The following is a 19,944-nucleotide window of genomic DNA, read 5'->3' as shown; positions in this document are numbered from 1 at the left end:
GCGGCTGCGGCTGCCGCCGGCGGGGCCGCCTGGCGGGGCTGCCCGGACAAGCAAGGGAATGCTCGCCGAAGCGGTGCTGTTGGATGGAAGCATGGCTTCACGTGCGCGCGTCCGGGCCCCCGAACTGATCGGTGCAGGCGGCTGGCTCAACACTGGCGGGACCGAGCTGTCCCTCGCTGACCTGCGAGGACGCATCGTCATCCTGGATTTTTGGACGTTTTGCTGCGTCAACTGCCTGCACGTGATCGATGAGCTGCGCGAGCTTGAGGAAGCGCACCGCGACACCGTCGTGATCGTCGGAGTGCACTCGCCGAAGTTCGTGCACGAGGCCGAGCACCAGGCGGTCGTGGACGCCGTCGAGCGGTACGAGGTGCGGCACCCGGTCCTAGACGATCCCGAGCTCGCCACCTGGAAGCAGTACGCCGTCCGCGCCTGGCCCACCCTCGTCGTCATCGACCCCGAGGGCTATGTCGTCGCCCAGCACGCGGGCGAGGGCCATGCGCACGCGATCGCCAGGCTGGTCGATGAGCTGGAGGCCACCCACGAGGCGAAGGGCACGCTGCGGCGCGGCGATGGCCCCTACCGCGAGCCGGAGCCCGTCGCCACCGACCTCCGCTTCCCCGGCAAGGCCATCGAGCTGCCCGGCGGCACCTTCCTCGTATCGGACTCCACCCGGCATGCCCTGGTCGAGCTGGAGCCGGACGGCGAGACCGTCATCCGGCGCATCGGCACCGGCGAGCGCGGCCTGGCCGATGGGGACGCGGCCACCGCCAGCTTCAACGAGCCGCAGGGCCTCGCCCTGCTGCCCGCGTCGGCCGATGGCCGGCAGCTGGTCGCCGTCGCCGACACCGTGAACCACGCCCTGCGCACCTACGACCCGGCCACCGGCGCCGTCGAGACCATCGCGGGCACCGGCCGCCAGTGGTGGCAGGGGACGGCGACCGCGGGCCCGGCGCGCGAGGTGGACCTGTCATCGCCGTGGGACCTGGCCTGGTTCGCGGACCGGCTGTGGATCGCCATGGCCGGAGTGCACCAGCTGTGGACGTACGACCCGGCCACCGGGACCGTAGGTGTCGCGGCGGGCACCACCAACGAGGGCCTGGTGGACGGCCCGGCGCACGAGGCGTGGTTCGCCCAGCCATCCGGGCTCGCCGCCGCCGAAGACCGGCTGTGGATAGCCGACTCGGAAACCTCTGCCCTGCGCTACATCGAGCGCGACCCCGGCCGCCCAGACGGCTTCGTGGTGCGTACGGCGGTGGGCACCGGGCTGTTCGACTTCGGCCACCGCGACGGTCCAGCCGACCAGGCCCTGTTTCAGCACCCGCTGGGAGTGACGGCGCTGCGCGATGGCAGCGTCGCCGTATCCGACACGTACAACCATGCGCTGCGCCGCTACGACCCGGCGACCGGCGAGGTCAGCACGCTCGCCACCGACGTGCGGGAGCCATCGGACGCGGTGCTCACCGGCGACGACATCGTGGTGGTCGAGTCGTCCCGGCACCGGCTGACCCGGCTGCGGCTGCCCGAGGAAGCAGTGCGCGTGGAGTCCGTAGCCCACCGCACCCAGCGCGCGGCCACCGAGGTCGCCGCGGGCAAGCTGCGCCTCGACGTGGTCTTCCAGGCGCCGAACGGCCAAAAGCTGGACACGCGGTACGGGCCGTCCACCCGGCTCCTGGTCAGCGCGACGCCGCCGGAGCTGCTGGCCGATGGCGACGGCGCGGGGACTGACCTGAGCCGCGAACTGCTCCTCGCCGATGGCGTGCGGGAGGGCGTCCTGCATGTCTCGGCCATGGCCGCCTCGTGCGACGACGCACCCGATATCGAATATCCGGCCTGCCATGTCCATCAGCAGGACTGGGGCGTTCCGGTCCGCGTGTCGGCTGCTGGCGTGGACCGGTTGCCGCTGGTGCTGGCGGGCCTGGACACGCCGTAAGCGGGGCTGCGGCCCGGGGCAGCGGGCGCGCAACGGGGCGGTGCGCACCACGACGGCAGGCCCGCCCCTGGTGGGGGCGGGCCTGGGGACGGTGGACGCGGCCCTGGCTCCGGGGGGTGCCGGCGGGGCCGACGTCTCCGTCGTCTGTGGGTGCTGCGGAGTGCTTGTCTCAGCTCATCCGGCAGCGGGTGTTACTGCCCGTCTCCCGTGGCGCCCCACCAGCTCACCGAGGAGTCGGCGTCAAGGAGGAGCCCGGCGCCGGCGGGCGCGGGGACGGTTGCCTGGCCCGGAAGGGCAGCCCCGGTGGCGCCCTTGAGGCTGACCGTGAGCTGCTTCGCCCGGTGCGGGTTGGTGCCGTCTTCGCTGCCGAGCGCGATGGACGCGGTCACGCTCGCGCCGGGGGCGAGCCTGCGCACGGACTGTGGCGTCCCGCTGTCGCTCACCGCGAGCGCCGACTGCGCGCCCGGGTAGCCGATGACCGGCGCGTAGTACATGTTGCACGCGGTGGCCCCGGTGTTGGTGGCCCGCAGGATCACCATGGGAATGGTGCCGCCCGTCGTCTCCACCCGCACCGTGGTGCCCGCGACGGTGCACGCGGTCTTGGTCGGGCCGGTGTCGCCCTTGCCGCCGGTTCGGGCGTTGTCGCCCCCACCCGTGCCGCCCTGGGAGTCGGGGGTGCCGGTCGGCTGCCCCTTGGTGCCCTCGACACCGGGGCCCTTGCCGCCGGTCTGCGCGTTGCCCCCACCCGTGCCCGTACCGCCTGCGCCGCCCGTGGTGTCTGTGGCGCCCTTGTCGTCGGTGCCAGCGTCGTTCGTGCTGTCCTTGCCGGGGGTGTCCGTGGCGGAGGGCTCCATCGTCGCCGCCGCATCGGCCTTGCCCTCGGTCTTGGCACCCGAGCCGTTGTCGGAGCCGCAGGCGGTCAGCGCCAGCGCGGCGACCGCAGTGACGGTGGCGGCGGCGATCCGTACCGTGTTGCCCCGCAGCCGGGCGCGGCGCTCGGCGCGCTTGGTGGCGGTGCTGGTGGTGGCGGCGGTGGCGTAGGTGGTGTTCGACATTTCTGGTCCCCCCAGGAGCGCTGCTCGGTTGGTATGGCTCCAGCTTGTCGGGCCGCATTGGCGTGTGACTAACCCCTGCCTAACAGACGGGCGTTAGCCACCCGACCTGGTCAAACGAGCCGTCGATCAGCGCCGTTAACGCCTTCGGTAGCGCTTGTAGGTGTCACACAACGGTGCGGGGCCGCCCAGTAGGACGGCCCCGCACTGTTCGACTCCCCGCGGCGAACGCCGCGTTAGTCCCCGGCCTCTGGCGGCGGGGCGGCCGGTGGTGGGCCGGCTGGTGGTGGAACGAGTGGTGGGCCAGCCGGTGGTGGGACAACCGGCGGCACGCCCGGTCGCCTGACCTGGCCGCCGCTGGTCTCGCCGTTTCGGGCGAAGAGCTTGACCAGCCCGGTCAGCGTGTACCGCCCGGTGGCCTCCTCATCGACCAGGTGCATCTCCGCGAGTCGGTCGAGGCCGTCCTGCGTCAGCCCCGGGTCGGAGCCCGCGAACGCCGCCACCGCCGTGGCCTCCACCTGCCGGTCGAACCCCGTGCCCAGCGCGGAAAGCAGCCGCGCATCGTCCGCCGAGAGCCGGGCCACGGACATCCGTAGCGCGGCGGCGATCCCGGTGTCCTCGGCCGACAGCAGAGCGAGCCGCCGCTGTTCGTCGCGCAGCGCCGCCGTCAGCCGGGCAAGCCGCCACCGGGGCCGCGCGGTGAGTTGCGCGGACGCGGCGCGCAGCGCCAGCGGCAGCCCATCGCACAGGGCCACCAACTCCTGCGCGGCGTCCAGGTCGTCGGTCACCCGGTCGGTGCCCAGCATGGCGGTCAGCAGGGCGACGCCCTTCTCGGGCGTGAGGGCCTGCAACGGCACAGGTCGCGCGGCGTCGGTGGCCACGAGCCCGTCGAGCCGGCTGCGGCTGGTCACCAGCGTCACGCAGGCCGCACCCGCCTGCGGATCATCGCCCGCTCCCGGGCCGGGCTGCGGCCCCCACGAGGTGCCGCCCGGCAGCAGTGGGCGAACCTGTGCGGAGCTGCGCGCGTTGTCCAAGACCACGAGCAGCCTGCGCCTGGCGACCCGCGACCGGTACAGCGCCGCGGCGCTCTCCGGTGAGCGGGGGATGCGGTCGGGCGGAGTGCCGAGCGCCAGCAGGAAGTCCCGCAACACCTCGACGGGCAGCGCCTCGTCCCGCTCGCCGAAGCCGCGCAGGTCCGCGAAGAGCAGCCCATCCGGGTACGCGGCGGCGTGCTGGTGCGCCCAGTGCACGACATACGCGGTCTTGCCGACTCCGGCCGGGCCCGTCACCAGCGCGATGGGGCTCTCCCCGGGCGCCGTGGCCCGCACCAACGCGGTGAGCGCGGCGAGTTCGGCGTCCCGCCCGCGGAACCGGGTGGGCGGCCTGGGCAGCAACCATGGGGCGCCCGCACCGGACCGGTCACCCCCGGCATCGGAGGCGGCCCCCGGCGTACCGTACGCACCGGCCGACCCGGCGCCGCTGCCCCCACCGGCCCCCGACGCCACTCCCGCACCAGCCTCCGCTGCGGACGGCGCTGCTGGTGCGGATGGCGCTGCCGCTGCCGTATACGTTCCCGGGCCGCCCGTGGCGCCGGGTGGATACGGGGCCGCAGGGCCGCGGTGGCCATCGCCGGGGGCGTACGCGGCGGCCGAACCCGGGCCGCCGTCCCCGGGCGGATAGGGACCAGTGCCCGCCCCACCCTCGGCACCCGACACCGCGCCTGACGCACCACTGCCCGGGTGCTGGTCCGCGCCCGGCACTCGGTACGGAGCCGGCTCCGTACCGTACGGGCCCGCGGGCACCCCGTATGAAGCCGCCTCGGCGCCGTGCGTGCCGTATGAAGCCGCCTCCGCACCGTACGAGCCGGCGCCACCGGACGAGCTAGCGCCACCGTACGAGCCAGCGCCGCCGGCCGGACCCGCGCCGGCCCGCGCCGCATTCGCGCCGCCCGGCAGTCCCGAACCGCCGCCCCCGAGCGTGTCATCGGAAGCCGCCGCGCTCCCGCGCGGCGTGCCCGATGTGCTGGGGCGGGGCGCTGGCCGCTGGGCGCGCTGGGTGGGGACGGTGGTCGTGTCCGCGTGCAGGATCTCCTCGTAGGCGCGGCGCAGGCCCTCGCCCGGGTCCACGCCGAGTTCGTCGCTGAGCAGCCCACGGGTCCTGTGGTACCAGTGGATCGCGTCGGACTGGCGGCCCGCCCGATACAGGGCGCGCATCAGCGTCGCGATCAGCCCCTCGCGCAGCGGGTGGGCGACGGCCTCCGTGTGCAGCACGGCGGCGGCCACGTCGTACTGCCCCAACTCCTCGTGCGCGTACGCCAGCGCCTCCACGGCCGACAGCCGCCGCTCCTCCAGCGCGTGCGCGGCGGCGGCGAACGGCGGGCTGGTCACGGTGCCGGTCAGCGCCGGGCCGCGCCAAAGACCCAGCGCCTCGCGCAGCATCGGCACCGCGCCGGCTGCCGCGTTCGCGCCGGTCGTCCCGGCGGCAGGCCCCGTGCCGGGGCCCGGCCGGCCGGCGGCGTCCCGCCACCCGGTCATTTCCCGCGCCCGGCCCACCAGTTCCTCGAACCGGTGCGCGTCCACCCGGTCTTCGGGCAGCCGCAGCAGATAGGCCGAGCCCTGCGTGGTCAGCTCGATGCCGTACGCCTGGGCCCCGCCGTCCGTGAGCGTGGCGCGCAGCCGCGACACATGCCCCTGCACGACGGTGCGGGCATGCTCGGGTGGCGCGTCCTCCCACAGCGCGGTGATCAACCGCTCCACCGGGACGGTGCTGTTCACCTGGAGCAGCAACATGGCTAGCACGCTGCGCCGCTTGACCGGGCCGAGTGGAAGCTCGCCGTGCGCGGTGCGCACGGCGACCGGGCCAAGGAGTGAGAATTCCAAGTCAGCTCTCCAAGAAGGCGGCCAGCACGTTCGCGAGCAGGAACGGGTCGTCGGCGCCGCACAGTTCGCGGGCCGAGTGCATGGAGAGGATGGCGACACCGATGTCTACGGTGCGAATGCCATGTCGGGCCGCGGTGATCGGGCCGATGGTGGTACCGCAGGGCATGGCGTTGTGCGAGACGAAATTCTGCCAGGGCACGTTGGCACGTTCACAGGCGGCGGCGAACACCGCGCGCCCGCTGCCATCGGTGGTGTATCGCTGGTTGACGTTGACCTTGAGGATCGGGCCACCGCCCGGCATCGGGTGGTGGCCCGGCTCGTGGCGCTCGGCGTAGTTGGGGTGCACGGCGTGCCCGGTGTCGGAGGACAGGCACACGGTTCCCGCGAGGGCCCGGGCCCGGTCCTCGACGCTTCCGCCACGGGCGTAGACGGACCGCTCAAGCACGGTGCCGAGCAGCGGGCCATCGGCGCCGGTGTCGGACTGGCTGCCGCTCTCCTCGTGGTCGAAGGCGGCGAGTACGGGAATGTACGGCAGCCGCCCGCCGCCTGCGGCAGCCCCCGAGCCTCCGGCTGCTCCGGCCGCTGTGGGCACTGCGGTTGCTGCTTCGGTGGCGTCCATGCCGGGCGCTTTGGCGCCGCTGGCGACGGCGGCCAACGCCGCGGTACCCGCGTGTACGGAGATGAGGTTGTCCATCCGTGGCCCGGCGACCAGTTCGCGGTCCCGGCCCAGGTAAGCGGGTGGTTCGACGCTGTGCGCCATCAGGTCCCAGCCCGCGATGTCATCAGCGGCGACGCCCACTTCACCCGCCACGAACTCGATCAGATCCCCCTCGTGTACGCCGCCGATGCCCCAGATCGGCGTCATATGCCGCTGTTTGTCGAGTTTGAGGCCATCGACGTTGACGCTGCGGTCGAGGTGCACGGCAAGCTGCGGCACCCGCATCAGCGGCCGGTCAACGGCTACCAATCGGTGCTCCCCGCTGCGTAGCGTCAGCCGTCCGCTCAACCCCAGGTCGCGGTCGAGCCAGGTGTTGAGCAGCGTACCGCCGTAAACCTCGACGGCGATCTGCCGCCAACCGAACGAGCCGGTATCCGGCGTCGGCTTGACCCGCAGATTGGGCGAATCGGTATGTGCCCCGACGATGCGGAACGGAGTCGCCGGGCCCGCACCCTCGGGCACGTACCAGGCGATGATCGCACCCCCGCGCAGCACGAACTTGCCTCCGCTCCCGCCATCCCACGCGTCGGTCTCCACGACCTGCCGAAAACCGGCCTTCTCCAGCCGCTCAGCAGCGTTCGCCACCGCGTGGTACGGCGACGGGCTGGCGGTGAGGAAGGTCATCAGGTCATCGGTGTGGCCGCGATCGAAGCGGGCGGGGGTACTCATGTCCTTAGCATAAGGAGCAGGGCCATACCGCCCGAGATGAGACGACGGCGCGTCGCCCGATGATCAGCTCATCGCCATGGCGTAGTCGCCTGGAGCCCCGCCCTGCGCCGGGTTGCCCCCCGTCCGCAACAGCCGGCGGGGCCCGCTGCCCTGTGGGGTGGGAAGCGGGCCCCGCCGATGGGGTGTGGACAGTGGCTCGTGCGTACTCAGAACGTCAGAGCTCAGACATCCGAACATCCGAACCCAGATCTCAGAGTCCAGACCTCAGAAAGCGGCCTCGTCCAGCTCCATCAGGGACTGGTCGATGGACTCGGCGAGCGCGCGCTGGACGCCGACTCCCGGCAAGACGTTGTGGGCGAAGAACTTCGCCGCCGCGACCTTGCCCTGGTAGAAGGGCACGTCCTTGGCGGACACGGTGGAGCGGTCGGACAACTTGCCCGCCGCCACCACGGCACCCCGCAGCAGTAGGTAGCCGATGACCACGTCGCCGGAGGCGAGCAGCAGCCGGGTGGTGTTGAGGCCGACCTTGTAGATGGACTTGACGTCCTTCTCGGTGGCGGCGAGGTCGGTCAGCATCGCGCCGACGATCGCCTCCAGGTCAACGGCCGCCTTGGCCAGCTCGTCGCGGGCCGTGGCCAGCTCCTCGCCACCCTCCGCCTCGGCGAGGAACTTCTTGATCTCTTCGGAGAGCGTGGTCAGCGCCTGGCCCTGGTCGCGGACGATCTTGCGGAAGAAGTAGTCCTGGCCCTGGATGGCGGTGGTGCCCTCGTACAGGGTGTCGATCTTGGCGTCCCGGATGTACTGCTCGATCGGGTACTCCTGGAGGTAGCCGGAGCCGCCGAAGGTCTGGAGCGACTGGGCTAGCTGCTCGTAGGACTTCTCCGAGCCATAGCCCTTCACGATCGGGAGCAGCAGATCGTTCAGGCCGCTCAACGCCTTGGAGTCCTCACCCGCTGCCTCCTTGACCAGGATCTCGTCCTGGACGGATGCGGTGTACAGGACGAGGGCGCGCATGCCCTCCGCGTACGCCTTCTGCGTCATCAGCGAGCGGCGTACGTCCGGGTGGTGGGTGATGGTGACGCGCGGGGCGGTCTTGTCGGTGAACGCGGCCAGGTCCGGGCCCTGCACGCGCTCCTTGGCGTACTCCAGGGCGTTGAGGTAGCCGGTGGAGAGGGCGGCGATGGCCTTCGTGCCGACCATCATCCGGGCGAACTCGATGATGCGGAACATCTGCCGGATGCCGTCGTGCTTCTCGCCGACCAGCCAGCCCTTGGCGGGGTGGCGGTCGCCGAAGGTCATCTCACAGGTGTTGGACGCCTTGAGGCCCATCTTGTGCTCGACGTTGGTGGCGTACGCGCCGTTACGCGCGCCCAGCTCGCCGGTCTCGAAGTCGAACTCGTACTTGGGCACCAGGAACAGGGACAGGCCCTTGGTGCCCGGGCCGTGGCCCTCGGGGCGGGCGAGGACGTAGTGCAGGATGTTGTCGGACATGTCGTGCTCGCCCGAGGTGATGAAGCGCTTCACGCCCTCGATGTGCCAGGAGCCGTCGTCCTGCTGGATGGCCTTGGTGCGGCCCGCGCCGACGTCGGAGCCCGCGTCCGGCTCGGTCAGCACCATGGTGGAGCCCCACTGCTTGTCCACGGCGAGCTTGGCGATGTGCTTCTGCTGCTCGGTGCCCTCCTCGAAGAGCACGCCGGCGAAGGCCGGGCCCGACGCGTACATCCATACCGCGGGGTTTGCGCCCAAGATGGTCTCTGCGAAGCTCCACAGCAGCGAGCGCGGCGTCGTGGTGCCGCCCAGCTCCTCCGGAATCCCAAGGCGCCACCAGTCGGCGTCCATGTACGCCTGGTAGCTCTTCTTGAAGGTCTCCGGGACGGGAGCGGTGTTCGTGGCTGGGTCGAAGACCGGCGGGTTGCGGTCGGCGTCCACATACGAGTCGGCCAGCTCGTTCTCCGAGAGCCTGGCGATCTCGGACAGCACGCTCTTGGCGGTCTCGACGTCCATCTCAGCGAACGGGCCGGTGCCGTACAGCTTGTCGCGGCCGAGTACCTCGAAGAGGTTGAACTCGATGTCGCGGAGATTCGACTTGTAGTGCCCCATGGCGACGGCTCCGTAAGGCTCGACCCAGCGCGGGGCAGACGGTGCCTGCGCTGGGAGGTGGGATCGGTTCTCGTATGCGTTTCAAACGATGAACTCCATAATGCTACCCGTGGGTAATAAGAGGCAACCCTCAAGCGGCCAACTGTGACTCAGTACGCTCTACGACATGTACGGCTACGACCAAAACGCGAGCGGGGGGCAGCAGTACGCCGCCCCGCCGCCACCGCCGCAGCAGCCGCCGCACCAGTCCCAGCACCACCATCAGCCCCAGCATGGTCATCAACCGCATCAGCCGCATCAGGGCCAGTCGGGTACGGGTTACGGCGAACAGCCGCTGTACCCGGAGCCGTCACCGCCATCGCTCGCCGACGCGGTGCGCGCCTTCACCACGGGCACCATGGCCCCGGAGGACTTTCAGCAGATCTTCTCGACCTCGAAGATCTACTGCCCGCGCGGCGACAACCCCGGCTTCCTCGCACTGCACAACACCCAGCAGCCCGTCATCCCGATGTTCACGTCGCTGAAGGAGCTGCGCCGCTACGCGGGCAAGGAGTCCAAGTATTTCGTGATCACCGGCGCCGAGGTCCTCGACCTGCTCCCCACGGGCTACGGCTTCGTCCTGGACATGGAAGGGGACCATCGGATGGTCTTCGACGCCAAGGCGGTGGAGCAGATGGTGGACTACGCGATGCGGCAGATGTACGGCTGAGGGGGCGGTGTCGGGGGTCGCAGCGTCGAGGACCGGGCACATTTCTGGCTGAAAGCCTCCCATCCCTCACTGGGCGGGAATGGTGCCGCCTTGCCAGTCGTTCACTATTCAACTAAGTTGAAAGTTGAACGACCCAAGGAGGCCGTCATGCCCGCCGTAACCGTTGACAACCCGCTGTCCCTGCCGCGCGTCGTCGCGCCCGCACCGCAATCTGCCCAAACCCTCCACACAGGAGCGAACTCGTCGCGGCCGAGACCCGTGGTGACGGTGTCCACCGCGCCCAGCGGGGTGGAAGGCGAGGGGTTCCCTGTGCGTCGGGCCTTCGTCGGGATCGACTACCGGCACCTCGACCCGTTCATCTTGATGGACCAGATGGGCGAGGTGGAGTACGCGGCGGGCGAGCCGAAAGGCACGCCCTGGCACCCCCACCGTGGCTTCGAGACGGTCACGTATTTGATCGATGGAACGCTGGTGCACCAGGACTCGAACGGTGGCGGTGGGGTCATCAACGACGGTGACACCCAGTGGATGACCGCCGGGTCCGGGCTGTTGCACATCGAGGCGCCGCCGGAGGCGCTGGTGCTCAGCGGCGGGCTCTTCCACGGCTTGCAGCTCTGGGTGAACCTGCCGCGCGAGAACAAGATGATGGGCCCCAGATACCAGGAGATCGGCGGTGGCCAGGTCAAGCTGCTGACCTCCGCCGATGGCGGCGCGCTGCTCAGGCTGATCGCCGGCGACCTCGGCGGTCACCAGGGCCCCGGCTCCACGCACACCCCGATCACCATGGTCCATGCCACGGTGAGCCCGGGCGCCGAGGTCACCCTGCCGTGGCGGCCCGACTTCAACGGCCTCGCGTACGGGATGGCCGGGAGCGGCACCGCCGGTGTTGAGGGCCGCCCCTTCCGGGTGGGTCAAACGGCCGTGTTCGGGCCGGGCGACACGCTGACCATCCGGGCCGACGAGACGCAGGAGTCGCGCAGCCCGAACTTCGAGGTCGTGCTGCTCGGCGGGCTTCCAATCCGCGAGCCGATGCAGCAGTACGGGCCCTTTGTGATGAACACGAAGGCCGAACTGACCCAGGCCTTCGAGGACTTCCAGGCCGGACGGCTCGGCAAGGTGCCCGCCGACCAGTCTTAAGCCCCGGTACGGTCGCGCCTATCGCGACCGTGCTGGCGTTGCGTACCGCGAGCGCGTTTGCGACCGTGATGGTGATGGCGACTGCGCTCGCGTCAGCCGCACGAGCCGACGTGCGGCCTCGCGTGCGGGGGCGTCGGGCGGAGCTGGACCGGCCCCGGGCGCAGCCGGGCCCGGGCGGGAGCCAGACCAGGGCGATTCGATGGCGTGCGGCTACCGCATCGGATCTGCCGGGTCTTGTGGCGGCGGCGCCGGCCGTTGGGGCGGCCGGCGCCGCCGGGAAGTGTGTGTTCGTTCCCTCGCTCGTTCGGAGCCTGCTGGTGGGCGTCGGGCACCGAGATAGCGTCGCCGGCGAGGGGGGCCGCGGTGAACCAGTTATCGACCGTGATCGGCGTCATATTGGGTGCTGCCTTGTCGTACGTGGTGGGGATGCTGAACGAGCGCACACGATGGCGAAGAGAGCAGGGAGCGCGGTGGGATGCCTCGCTCCTCCAGGCGTACAGCGACTACGGGCAGGCCATCAAGGAGTGCGTCCTGGCGTACCGGCGGCTCGCTGTCCAGCAGGGACTGATCGATGACCCCACGCCCATGGAGCCGTCGAACGATGCCTTGGCGGAAGCGGCACTTGCGGAGCTACGCCGCGCTGCCACGACCGAACCTTTGCGCCTGCTGGCCGACCCGGCGACAGCCGCTGCCGTGCGTGCCCTGAACGACACCGTGTGGCACTTGGAGTGGATCGCGCGAGGGCGCCTAACGGGCGAAGCCGCCGCGTGGGGCCAGGCGTTCAGCGCGTACCGGGCTGCCCGGCGCACCTTTTACGAGAAGGCCCGGGCGAGTCTGCGGGTTCCGGGCGAGGTGATCCCTGAGCGTGCGAGCTGGCCACCGTCCTGGCGAACGGGCGGCTGAGCACGTACCGCTCACCATGTCGTGGCCCCCCTGCCCAACGCCTCCTGGCATGGCCCGCTGGCCCAACGCCTCGTGGTCCGCCTGCCTGTCGCCTGCCACGCATCCGGCAGGGCTCGGCCGCCGCGCTGCCCGGCGATGACGGTGTGTCACTCGCGCGGCGGTCGCTGGCGGGTGGTGCGGGGCGCTCCGTGGTGGGCTGGGTCCGTGCCCAGTGATCACCGTGCCCCCTCGCGACCGGGAGAGCCCGCCCTGTTGCCGTACGCGGTGCGTAGGGCCGCCGCCTGGTGCGGGGTGCTGCTGCTGATGGCTGCCGTCGCCGGGGTCGGCATCTGGCTCACCGTCGCGCTGAAGGCCGCGGTCACGCCCGTCTTGCTCGCGCTGCTCGGGTCCGCCCTGCTCGGACCGCTCTACCGGCGGCTGTTGCGGATGCGGCTGAACGCCTCGCTCGCTGCCGGGATCACCTGCCTGGCGCTGCTTGCCGTGGTCGGCGGCGCGGGGTACATCGTCGTCAAGGCGCTGGTGGACAGCGGCGACCAGATCGTTGCCTCGCTCAAGGACGCCGCACGGGACCTGTCCACGCACTTCGATATCGCGGGCAACTCCGTCGATGACATGGCCTCCAACGGGCGTGAGTTGGCCAGCAAGTTCGGCAGCACGGCCGCCATCGGTCTGGTCTCCGGGCTCAGCGTTGTCGCGCAGCTGGCCGCTACCGCCTTTCTCGCGCTGCTGCTCACCTTCTTCTTCCTCCGGGACGCCGACCGGGCGATGCGTACCCTGCACGCGTACGCGCCCGGCGGCAGCGGGCCCCGGCTTGAGGCCGTGGCCAGGCGTGCCTTTCAGGCCGTTGAGGGCTTCATGCGCGGCACCACCGTGATCGCGCTCATCGACGCGGTGTGCATCACCGTTGGGTTGCTGGTGTTGAGCGTGCCCGGGGCGGTGGGGCTCGGCGCGCTGGTCTTCGTCGGCGCGTACATCCCCTACCTCGGGGCCTTTCTCTCCGGCGCGGTGGCGGTGCTCGTCGCCTTCGCGGACGGCGGCCCCGCCATCGCGCTGTGGGCGCTTGGCGTGGTGCTGGCCGTGCAGGTCCTTGAGGGGCACGTGCTGCAACCCGTGGTGCAAAGCCGTACGGTCCAGATGCATCCCGCGGTCGTGATGATCACCCTCACGGCGGGGGCCAGCCTGGCGGGCATCCTCGGCATGCTGCTGGCCGTACCGCTGACGGCCGCTGCCTTCGGCATCCTGTCCGACCTGCGCGAACAGTACGGACGCGGAGCCGGCCCAGGCGGGCAGGCTGTAGGCGACGAGGCGGATGACGGGCCGTACGGCCGGTACGGGCCCGGCGGTGGCCCGCATGGCTGCGGCGGCGGCTCGGAGCGGCACGGTGGCCCGTATGAGCACGGTGGCCCCTACGAGCACCGTGATACTGGCGACCCGGGCGACCTGGGTGATCCCGGCGATCCCGGCAAGCACAGCCCCCACGAGGAAGGCGGCTCCCACTGAGCTCGGCGGCCCCTATGAGCGCGCTGACGGCTCAGCGGAGCCCGGTTCAGGGGCCTCGGGTCCGGGCGGTTCGGCGGCGGATTCGGGCCCGTACCGGGAGTCGGGCACGAGGCTGTTCTCTTCAGCGCTGTGCTCCGCAGTGCTGTTCTCCTCAGCGCTGTTGTCCGCAGTGCTGGTCTCCGCAGCGCCATGTTCTTCGGCGAATTCCGCGCTGCCGCCGCCCTGCTCCGCGGGCCGCGCAGCACCGTGCTCCTCCGTAAGGTCCATCTCCGTGCGGTCCGTCGCGCCGTTGTGCCCCGCCGCACGGGACGGTTCGTACAGCTCGAACCAGATGCATTTCCCCTCGCCGCGCGGGTCCACCCCCCACGAACCCGCCAACATCTCCATGAGCAGCAGCCCGCGCCCCGACGAGGCCAGTTCGCCGGGGTGGCGCCGGTGGGGCAGTTCGTCGCTGGCGTCCGCGACATCGAGGCGCAGCCGCCGGGCGCCGATGCCCCCGCTGATCTCAGCGATCACCAGCGCATCACCATCCGTGTGCACCAGCACATTGGTGACCATCTCGGAGAGCATCAAGACCGCCGACTCCGCCTGGTCCTGCGAAGTCCAGTCGTGCAGCATGTCGCGGAGCTGCTGGCGGGCCTCGGCGATCCGTTGCGGCTGGGCCTGGGCGACGGTGATGGCGGCCCGGCGCCTGCGCGGGCCCGCGGCCTCGGGGGCCATCAGGCCGCGCGATATCAGGACGAACGCGATGTCGTCCTCTCGGCGGTCGGCCAACGGCCCCGTTCGGTAGTGCGAGGGCGGGCCGTGTACGGCCTGTAGCAGTGCGTCGGCGAGCGCGTTGAGGTCCTTGCGGCTCCGCAACCACGGTTCGGCATCGGGCCCGGTCGGGGCCGCTGTGCCGTGCGCTTCGGTGCCGGTGCCGGTGCCGGTGCCGGTGCCCGCTGCCCCGGTGGCAGAGGGCGGGGTCCCGGTGGCCGATGGCGGGGCGCCGCTCAGGGCGCGTAGATGCTCGCCGAAGATCGCGCGGATGCGCTCCCAGCCGGTCTCCAGGTCATGGCCGCCCGTCTCGATCAGGCCATCCGTGCACACCAGGAGGGTTTCGTCCGGCTCCAGGGTCAGCCGGGTCGTCGGGTAGTCGGCGTCGGGCACGATGCCAAGAGGTAGTCCCCCCGCCGTGGGGCGCACCAAAACCGTGCCGTCGCCGTGCGCGATGGCCAGATCCGGGTGGCCCGCGCGGGCGACGTCCAGGGTGCCGGTTGCCGGGTCGATCTCCATGTAGAGGCAGGTCGCGAAGCGCGGATCGGACTCCCCGCCGTCTTCCCCTGCCTCGGGGGTCTCGGGGGTCTCGGGTGCCTCACCCCCGTCTCGGCCGCCGATGTCGGTCAGGCTGGCGAAGAACCGGGAGGCCCGGGAGAGCACCGCGTCCGGGTGGTGGCCCTCGGTGGCGTACGCGCGCAACGCGATCCGCAACTGGCCCATGAGCCCCGCCGCACGCACATCGTGCCCCTGTACGTCGCCGATGACCAGCGCCGTACGCCCCGATGGCAGCGGGATCACGTCGTACCAGTCGCCGCCGACCTGGAGCCCGCCGCCGGTGGGCACGTACCGCGCGGCGATCGTCAGGCCCGGCACGTCCGGATTGCGGTCGGGCAGCATGGTGCGCTGGAGCCCGTCGGCCAGTGCGCGCTCGGTGTCGTGCAGGCTGGTCCGGGACAGGGCCTGGGCGAACATCCGGGCAATGGTGGTGAGCACCGCGCGCTCGTCGGGGGTGAAGGACACCGGCTGGGAGAAGGCCCCCATCCAGGCCCCGATGGTGCGCCCCGCCACGATCAGCGGCAGATAGGCCCACGACCGGCGCCCGAACGGCTTGGTGAGCGGCCAGGCGGTGGGGAAGCGGCGGCGGTACTCCTCGGGGCTCGGGATGTAGATCGCCCGCCCGGTACGTACCGCCTCGGCTGCTGGATAGTCGGTTTCCAGCGTCATGTCCATGAAGGGTTCCTCGTCGCCCTCCTCGTACCCCTGGTGCCCGAGGACCATGATCCGGTTGCCCTCGACGCCGAAGACCGCCAGGCCATCCGGGGTGAAGCCGGGCATGGACAGGCCCGCGGCGACGCGTAGCACCTCGGCGCTGGACTGCGCCTCGGCCAACGCACGGCCCGCGTCCAGCAAGAACGCTTCTCGATTGCGCCGCCAGTCGCCCGTAATAGGGGTGGCCACCGCGGTGCCTGCCATCGGCTCCGGCACCTCTTCCAGGGTGCCGACCATCTCCAGGCGCTCGCCGTGCGCGACCGGCCTGGCGCGGCTGCGTACGGTACGGAGCACGGTGCCGTCCTCGTCCACGACGCGCAGCCTGGCCTCGGCAAGGGAATCCTCGGCGAGGGCGAGGTTCACGATGCCGCTGACCTCGACCCAGTCCACGGGATGGAAGCGGGCGCGGCCCGCGGATTCCGAGAGCGTGACGGACACGGCGGGCAGCCCCAGGAGCCGGGCGGCTACGCCATCGAGGGTGACGGCCCCCGAGGCGTTGTCCCAGCGCCAGAGACCGGTCCCGATGGTGGCCAGAACATCCTCGGTGCGCATTGCCCTACTTTAAGTTCATTTGAGGGAGGGCTACCAGTGAGAATGCGTACCGGCAGTATGGACAACAGCGGAATGCAGGCCGCCGACAGGCATGGCGGTAGGCTGACACCTTGCCCGCAGTGGCGCTCACGCCGGGCCCGGGCCCGATAGGCCCGCACCCGCCTGGTCCACGCCCCCGATCAGATGACTTGGATGAACGATGCATCGGTACCGGTCCCACACCTGCGGCGAGCTCCGTGCCGCTGACGTTGACACTGAGGTGCGGCTGAGCGGCTGGCTGCACAATCGACGGAACCTGGGCGGCATCCTCTTCATCGACCTGCGCGATCACTACGGCCTGGTGCAACTGGTCGTACGGCCTGACACGCCCGCCAACGAGGCGCTCAGCTCGATCACCAAGGAGACCGTCGTCCGGGTGGACGGCAAGGTCATCGCACGGGGTGCGGACAACGTCAATCCGGAGCTGCCCACCGGCGGCATCGAGGTCGAGGTCACCGCCGTCGAGGTGCTGGGCGCAGCCGAGCCGCTGCCGTTCACCGTCTTCCCCGAGGACAACGTGAACGAGGAGCGCCGGCTTGAGTACCGCTTCCTCGACCTGCGCCGCGAGCGCATGCACCGCAACATCATCTTGCGTTCGCAGGTGATTTCCACGCTGCGCTCCAAGATGACCGCGCAGGGCTTCAACGAGTTGGCGACGCCGATCCTGTCCGCCACCTCGCCCGAGGGCGCGCGCGACTTCCTCGTCCCGTCCCGGCTGCACGCGGGCAAGTTCTACGCGCTGCCGCAGGCCCCGCAGCAGTTCAAGCAGCTCTTGATGATCGCGGGCTTTGACCGCTACTTCCAGATCGCGCCCTGCTTCCGCGACGAGGACGCCCGCGCGGACCGCTCGCCGGGCGAGTTCTACCAGCTCGACGTCGAGATGAGCTTCGTCGAGCAGGAGGACGTCTTCCAGGTCATCGAGAAGGTGATGACCGACCTGTTCACCGAGTTGGGTGGCGGTCGCGAGGTCACCTCGCCGTTCCCGCGCATCCCCTTCCGCGAGTCGATGGTCAAGTACGGCTCGGACAAGCCGGACCTGCGGGCCCGCCTTGAACTGGTGGACGTCTCGCACGTGTTCGCCGGCTCCGGCTTCAAGGCGTTCGCCGACAAGCACGTACGCGCCCTCGCGGTGCCCGACACCGGCGACCAGTCGCGCAAGTTCTTCGACCAGCTCGGCGAGTACGCGATCGCACAGGGCGCCAAGGGCCTGGCCTGGGTGCGGATCGGCGAGGACAACGCCCTCACCGGGCCCATCGCCAAGTTCCTCACCGAGGACGATGTGACCAAGCTGATTGCCGAGGTCGGTGGCAAGGCCGGTACGTCGATCTTCTTCGGCGCGGGCGACTTCGATGAGGTCTCCAAGATCATGGGCGCGGTGCGGGTCGAGGCCGCCAAGCGCGCGGGGCACTTCGAACAGGACGTCTACCGGTTCTGCTGGATCGTGGACTTCCCGATGTTCGAGAAGAACGAGGACACCGGCGCCATCGAGTTCTCGCACAACCCGTTCTCCATGCCGCAGGGCGGCCTGGAAGCGCTGCGTACCAAGGACCCGCTGGACATCCTGGCCTGGCAGTACGACATCGTCTGCAATGGCACCGAGCTGTCCTCCGGCGCCATCCGAAACCACGAACCCGAGGTCATGTACGAGGCGTTCGGGCTCGCGGGCTACTCCAAGGAGGAAGTGGAGCGCGAGTTCGGCGGCATGCTCCGCGCCTTCCAGTTCGGCGCCCCGCCGCACGGCGGCATCGCGCCGGGCGTGGACCGCATCGTGATGCTGCTCGCGGACGAGCCCAACATCCGCGAGACGATCGCGTTCCCGCTCAACGGCAACGCACAGGACCTGCTGATGGGCGCGCCCAGCGAGGTGGACGACGCGCGGCTGCGCGAGTTGCATCTTGCGCTCCGTAAACCGGCAGCGGCGAAGCCGGCAGCCGCGAAGCCTTCGGCTGCGCCGCAGGGCGAGTCCGAGTCGGAGTAACCAGCCCCGCGGCGAGCTCCTACGCTCAGCAAGGCGCCCCGGACCCCCGCGCATCGTGGTGGTCCGGGGCGCCTTGGCGCGTGGGGCGCGCGGGCGGCGGGAGCCCTGCGCGCGGTGCGGCAGCCGTGGCCGTGGCCTACCCGCCGTTGACCAGCGGGCTGAAGGCGGTCCGCACATCGGCCTTGGACGCCTTGACGAGCATGTCGGACGGTGGGCCAGCGCCGATCATGTCGGTCTCGTGCCGGAAATGCTCGGGGCAGCTCGTGCCACCGATCTCCACCGTACGGTCGGCCACGCGCTTACCGGTACGCACCTCATAGACCTGCACCGGGATCGCAATCTTATGGAACGTCACGTCCCCTTGGGCGTACGGGGCGTTATCGGACTGGTATGAGCACGTCTGGACGGCGGTCCCCTTCTCGTCGTCTTCCGCCTCCCCCACGCACACCACCAGCACGGCCTTGGCCGCGTCGTCCGTACGCCAATGGCCGGGGAGCTTGTTCGTATAGGCGTCATTGCCGTAGAACAGCGCGCGGTTGGTGGCGCCCTTGCGGTACGGGGCGGCGCCGCTGTACTTCGCCGGGTTGGTGCAGTACGGGGGCTGAGCGTCGCGCATGCCACTCAGCAGCAGGCTGCGCACGTCGCTCAGCTCGATGGCCAGCGTGGCCTTCCTGGCCCCCTTGCGGGCCTTGGCTGACAGTGCGTTGTCCGGGTATCGAGCGAGCAGTTGCTGGTAGCGGCTGCGCGCCTGTGGCCAGTCGTCGTCCTCACCGAGGTGGTCCCCGCAGGCGACGAGCGCCGCGGGCGCGACCCGCTGGACGGTGTCGGCCGAGCGGGCCAGCACGTCGTGGCGAGGGTTGCGGCGTTGGAGCCAGTCGGTGACCGCCACCGTACGACAGGGATTTTCCATCGGCAGCGCGTCGAGGAACGTGCTGAGCACCGCGTCCACGGTCTGGTCATTGCCGGGCTTTTCGAGGGCAGCGGACAGTGTGTCGAAGCCGCTGGCCAGGGCCTTTTCATCGCCGGTAAGGCCGGTGGCCAATTCGTCCCGGGCCGTCTGGAGCCGGCGGCAAACCCGCTCGGTCTCATCGCTGCGTTCGGCCAGCGGGGCACCGGCCAGGCGGTGGCCGAACCCCACCTCGTCCTGGGCCAACAACACCCCCGCGCAGTTGCCGTGTTCGCGGGCCTCGGTGACGTCCCGATCAATCCGCACCGCATCGGCCCGCAGTGCCCCGACGCCCAGCAACACCGGAATCGCGAGGCCGAGCGCCACCAGGCGCTGACCGCGCAGCGTGACCCGCCGAGCGTGTCGGTCAGCGAGGAGCCAACCGTGCGCGATGACGGCCACCCACCACCCGAGCAGCACGAGCTCGCACCAGGTCTCGGCGACCGAGACGAGCATCGACGCGAGCCCGATGGTGATGAGGAGCTGGGTGGTGGCGAGTCCGTACCGCCTCAGCAACACGTAGCCGATGCCCAGGAGGGAGGCGTTGCCGAAGGCCACGGCCAGCGGGTCGTGTTTCCGCGCCTCGGGTGGCACCGGCTCTAGTACGACATGCGTCGGGTCATCCATCGTGATCTCTTCCCGTCACGGAACGAGCGTGGGCGAGCCCCATTGTTGGCTTCGCTTCCGGGACGGGTCCCGAGCACCTTTTTCGCTATGCGGGCCGCCGTGTCAACCGCCCGCTGCCTAGCGTGCGTAGAGGTAAGGGGAAGAACCCGCGATCACGGCGGCACACTGGGCAGG

The 19,944-nt window shown here is 70.7% G+C and carries 12 protein-coding genes; 6 read left to right on the top strand and 6 right to left on the bottom strand.

The annotated features are described in order from the left end of the window. The first annotated feature begins 91 nt into the window (after nt 1-91). Nucleotides 92-1,933: an NHL domain-containing thioredoxin family protein gene (locus FHS42_RS05030; protein ID WP_184569304.1), complete on the top strand. Its 1,842-nt coding sequence runs from the start codon at nt 92-94 to the stop codon at nt 1,931-1,933. Nucleotides 1,934-2,124: 191 nt separating this feature from the next. Here the strand turns inward: FHS42_RS05030 and FHS42_RS05025 are convergent, their stop codons facing one another. The 4 genes from FHS42_RS05025 to FHS42_RS05010 all read right to left on the bottom strand — a co-directional run bounded on the left by FHS42_RS05025 (nt 2,125) and on the right by FHS42_RS05010 (nt 9,351). Then, nucleotides 2,125-2,988 carry a DUF4232 domain-containing protein gene (locus tag FHS42_RS05025; RefSeq protein WP_184569303.1) on the bottom strand — a complete coding sequence of 288 codons (864 nt, stop codon included), beginning with the start codon at nt 2,986-2,988 and terminating at the stop codon, nt 2,125-2,127. A gap of 233 nt (nt 2,989-3,221) precedes the next feature. After that, nucleotides 3,222-5,864: a BTAD domain-containing putative transcriptional regulator gene (locus FHS42_RS05020; RefSeq protein WP_246494202.1), complete on the bottom strand. Its 2,643-nt coding sequence runs from the start codon at nt 5,862-5,864 to the stop codon at nt 3,222-3,224. A 1-nt stretch (nt 5,865) separates the two neighbouring features. Then, nucleotides 5,866-7,251 carry a M18 family aminopeptidase gene (locus FHS42_RS05015; RefSeq protein WP_184569302.1) on the bottom strand — a complete coding sequence of 462 codons (1,386 nt, stop codon included), beginning with the start codon at nt 7,249-7,251 and terminating at the stop codon, nt 5,866-5,868. 264 nt (nt 7,252-7,515) lie between these two features. Further along, complete coding sequence (locus FHS42_RS05010; protein ID WP_184569301.1) at nt 7,516-9,351, bottom strand: acyl-CoA dehydrogenase; 1,836 nt, start codon at nt 9,349-9,351, stop codon at nt 7,516-7,518. A gap of 166 nt (nt 9,352-9,517) precedes the next feature. On the opposite strand from FHS42_RS05010, the gene FHS42_RS05005 reads away from it, so the two are divergent. The 4 genes from FHS42_RS05005 (at nt 9,518) to FHS42_RS04990 (ending at nt 13,600) form a co-directional block, all read left to right on the top strand. After that, nucleotides 9,518-10,060 (top strand): SseB family protein, encoded by a 543-nt coding sequence (locus FHS42_RS05005; protein WP_184569300.1) that lies wholly within the window; start codon nt 9,518-9,520, stop codon nt 10,058-10,060. Between the two features lie 147 nt (nt 10,061-10,207). After that, entirely contained in the window at nt 10,208-11,197 is a 990-nt protein-coding gene (locus FHS42_RS05000) for a pirin family protein (protein ID WP_184569299.1), read from the top strand. Nucleotides 11,198-11,560: 363 nt separating this feature from the next. Continuing rightward, nucleotides 11,561-12,100 (top strand): hypothetical protein, encoded by a 540-nt coding sequence (locus FHS42_RS04995; RefSeq protein WP_184569298.1) that lies wholly within the window; start codon nt 11,561-11,563, stop codon nt 12,098-12,100. Nucleotides 12,101-12,304: 204 nt separating this feature from the next. Next, the gene (locus tag FHS42_RS04990; RefSeq protein WP_312866727.1) at nt 12,305-13,600 is read left to right on the top strand and encodes an AI-2E family transporter; all 1,296 of its coding nucleotides are present in this window, start codon (nt 12,305-12,307) and stop codon (nt 13,598-13,600) included. A 12-nt stretch (nt 13,601-13,612) separates the two neighbouring features. Here the strand turns inward: FHS42_RS04990 and FHS42_RS04985 are convergent, their stop codons facing one another. Beyond that, nucleotides 13,613-16,180 carry a SpoIIE family protein phosphatase gene (locus tag FHS42_RS04985; RefSeq protein ID WP_184569296.1) on the bottom strand — a complete coding sequence of 856 codons (2,568 nt, stop codon included), beginning with the start codon at nt 16,178-16,180 and terminating at the stop codon, nt 13,613-13,615. A 199-nt stretch (nt 16,181-16,379) separates the two neighbouring features. On the opposite strand from FHS42_RS04985, the gene aspS reads away from it, so the two are divergent. Further along, complete coding sequence (aspS, locus tag FHS42_RS04980) at nt 16,380-18,197, top strand: aspartate--tRNA ligase (RefSeq protein ID WP_184569295.1); 1,818 nt, start codon at nt 16,380-16,382, stop codon at nt 18,195-18,197. Nucleotides 18,198-18,333: 136 nt separating this feature from the next. Here the strand turns inward: aspS and FHS42_RS04975 are convergent, their stop codons facing one another. Further along, nucleotides 18,334-19,770 (bottom strand): tol-pal system YbgF family protein, encoded by a 1,437-nt coding sequence (locus FHS42_RS04975; RefSeq protein WP_184569294.1) that lies wholly within the window; start codon nt 19,768-19,770, stop codon nt 18,334-18,336. Between the last annotated feature and the right edge of the window lie 174 nt (nt 19,771-19,944).

This window comes from Streptomyces zagrosensis (genome assembly GCF_014203645.1).
Classification (GTDB): domain Bacteria; phylum Actinomycetota; class Actinomycetes; order Streptomycetales; family Streptomycetaceae; genus Streptomyces; species Streptomyces zagrosensis.
This window is presented reverse-complemented; position numbering and strand designations above follow the sequence as displayed.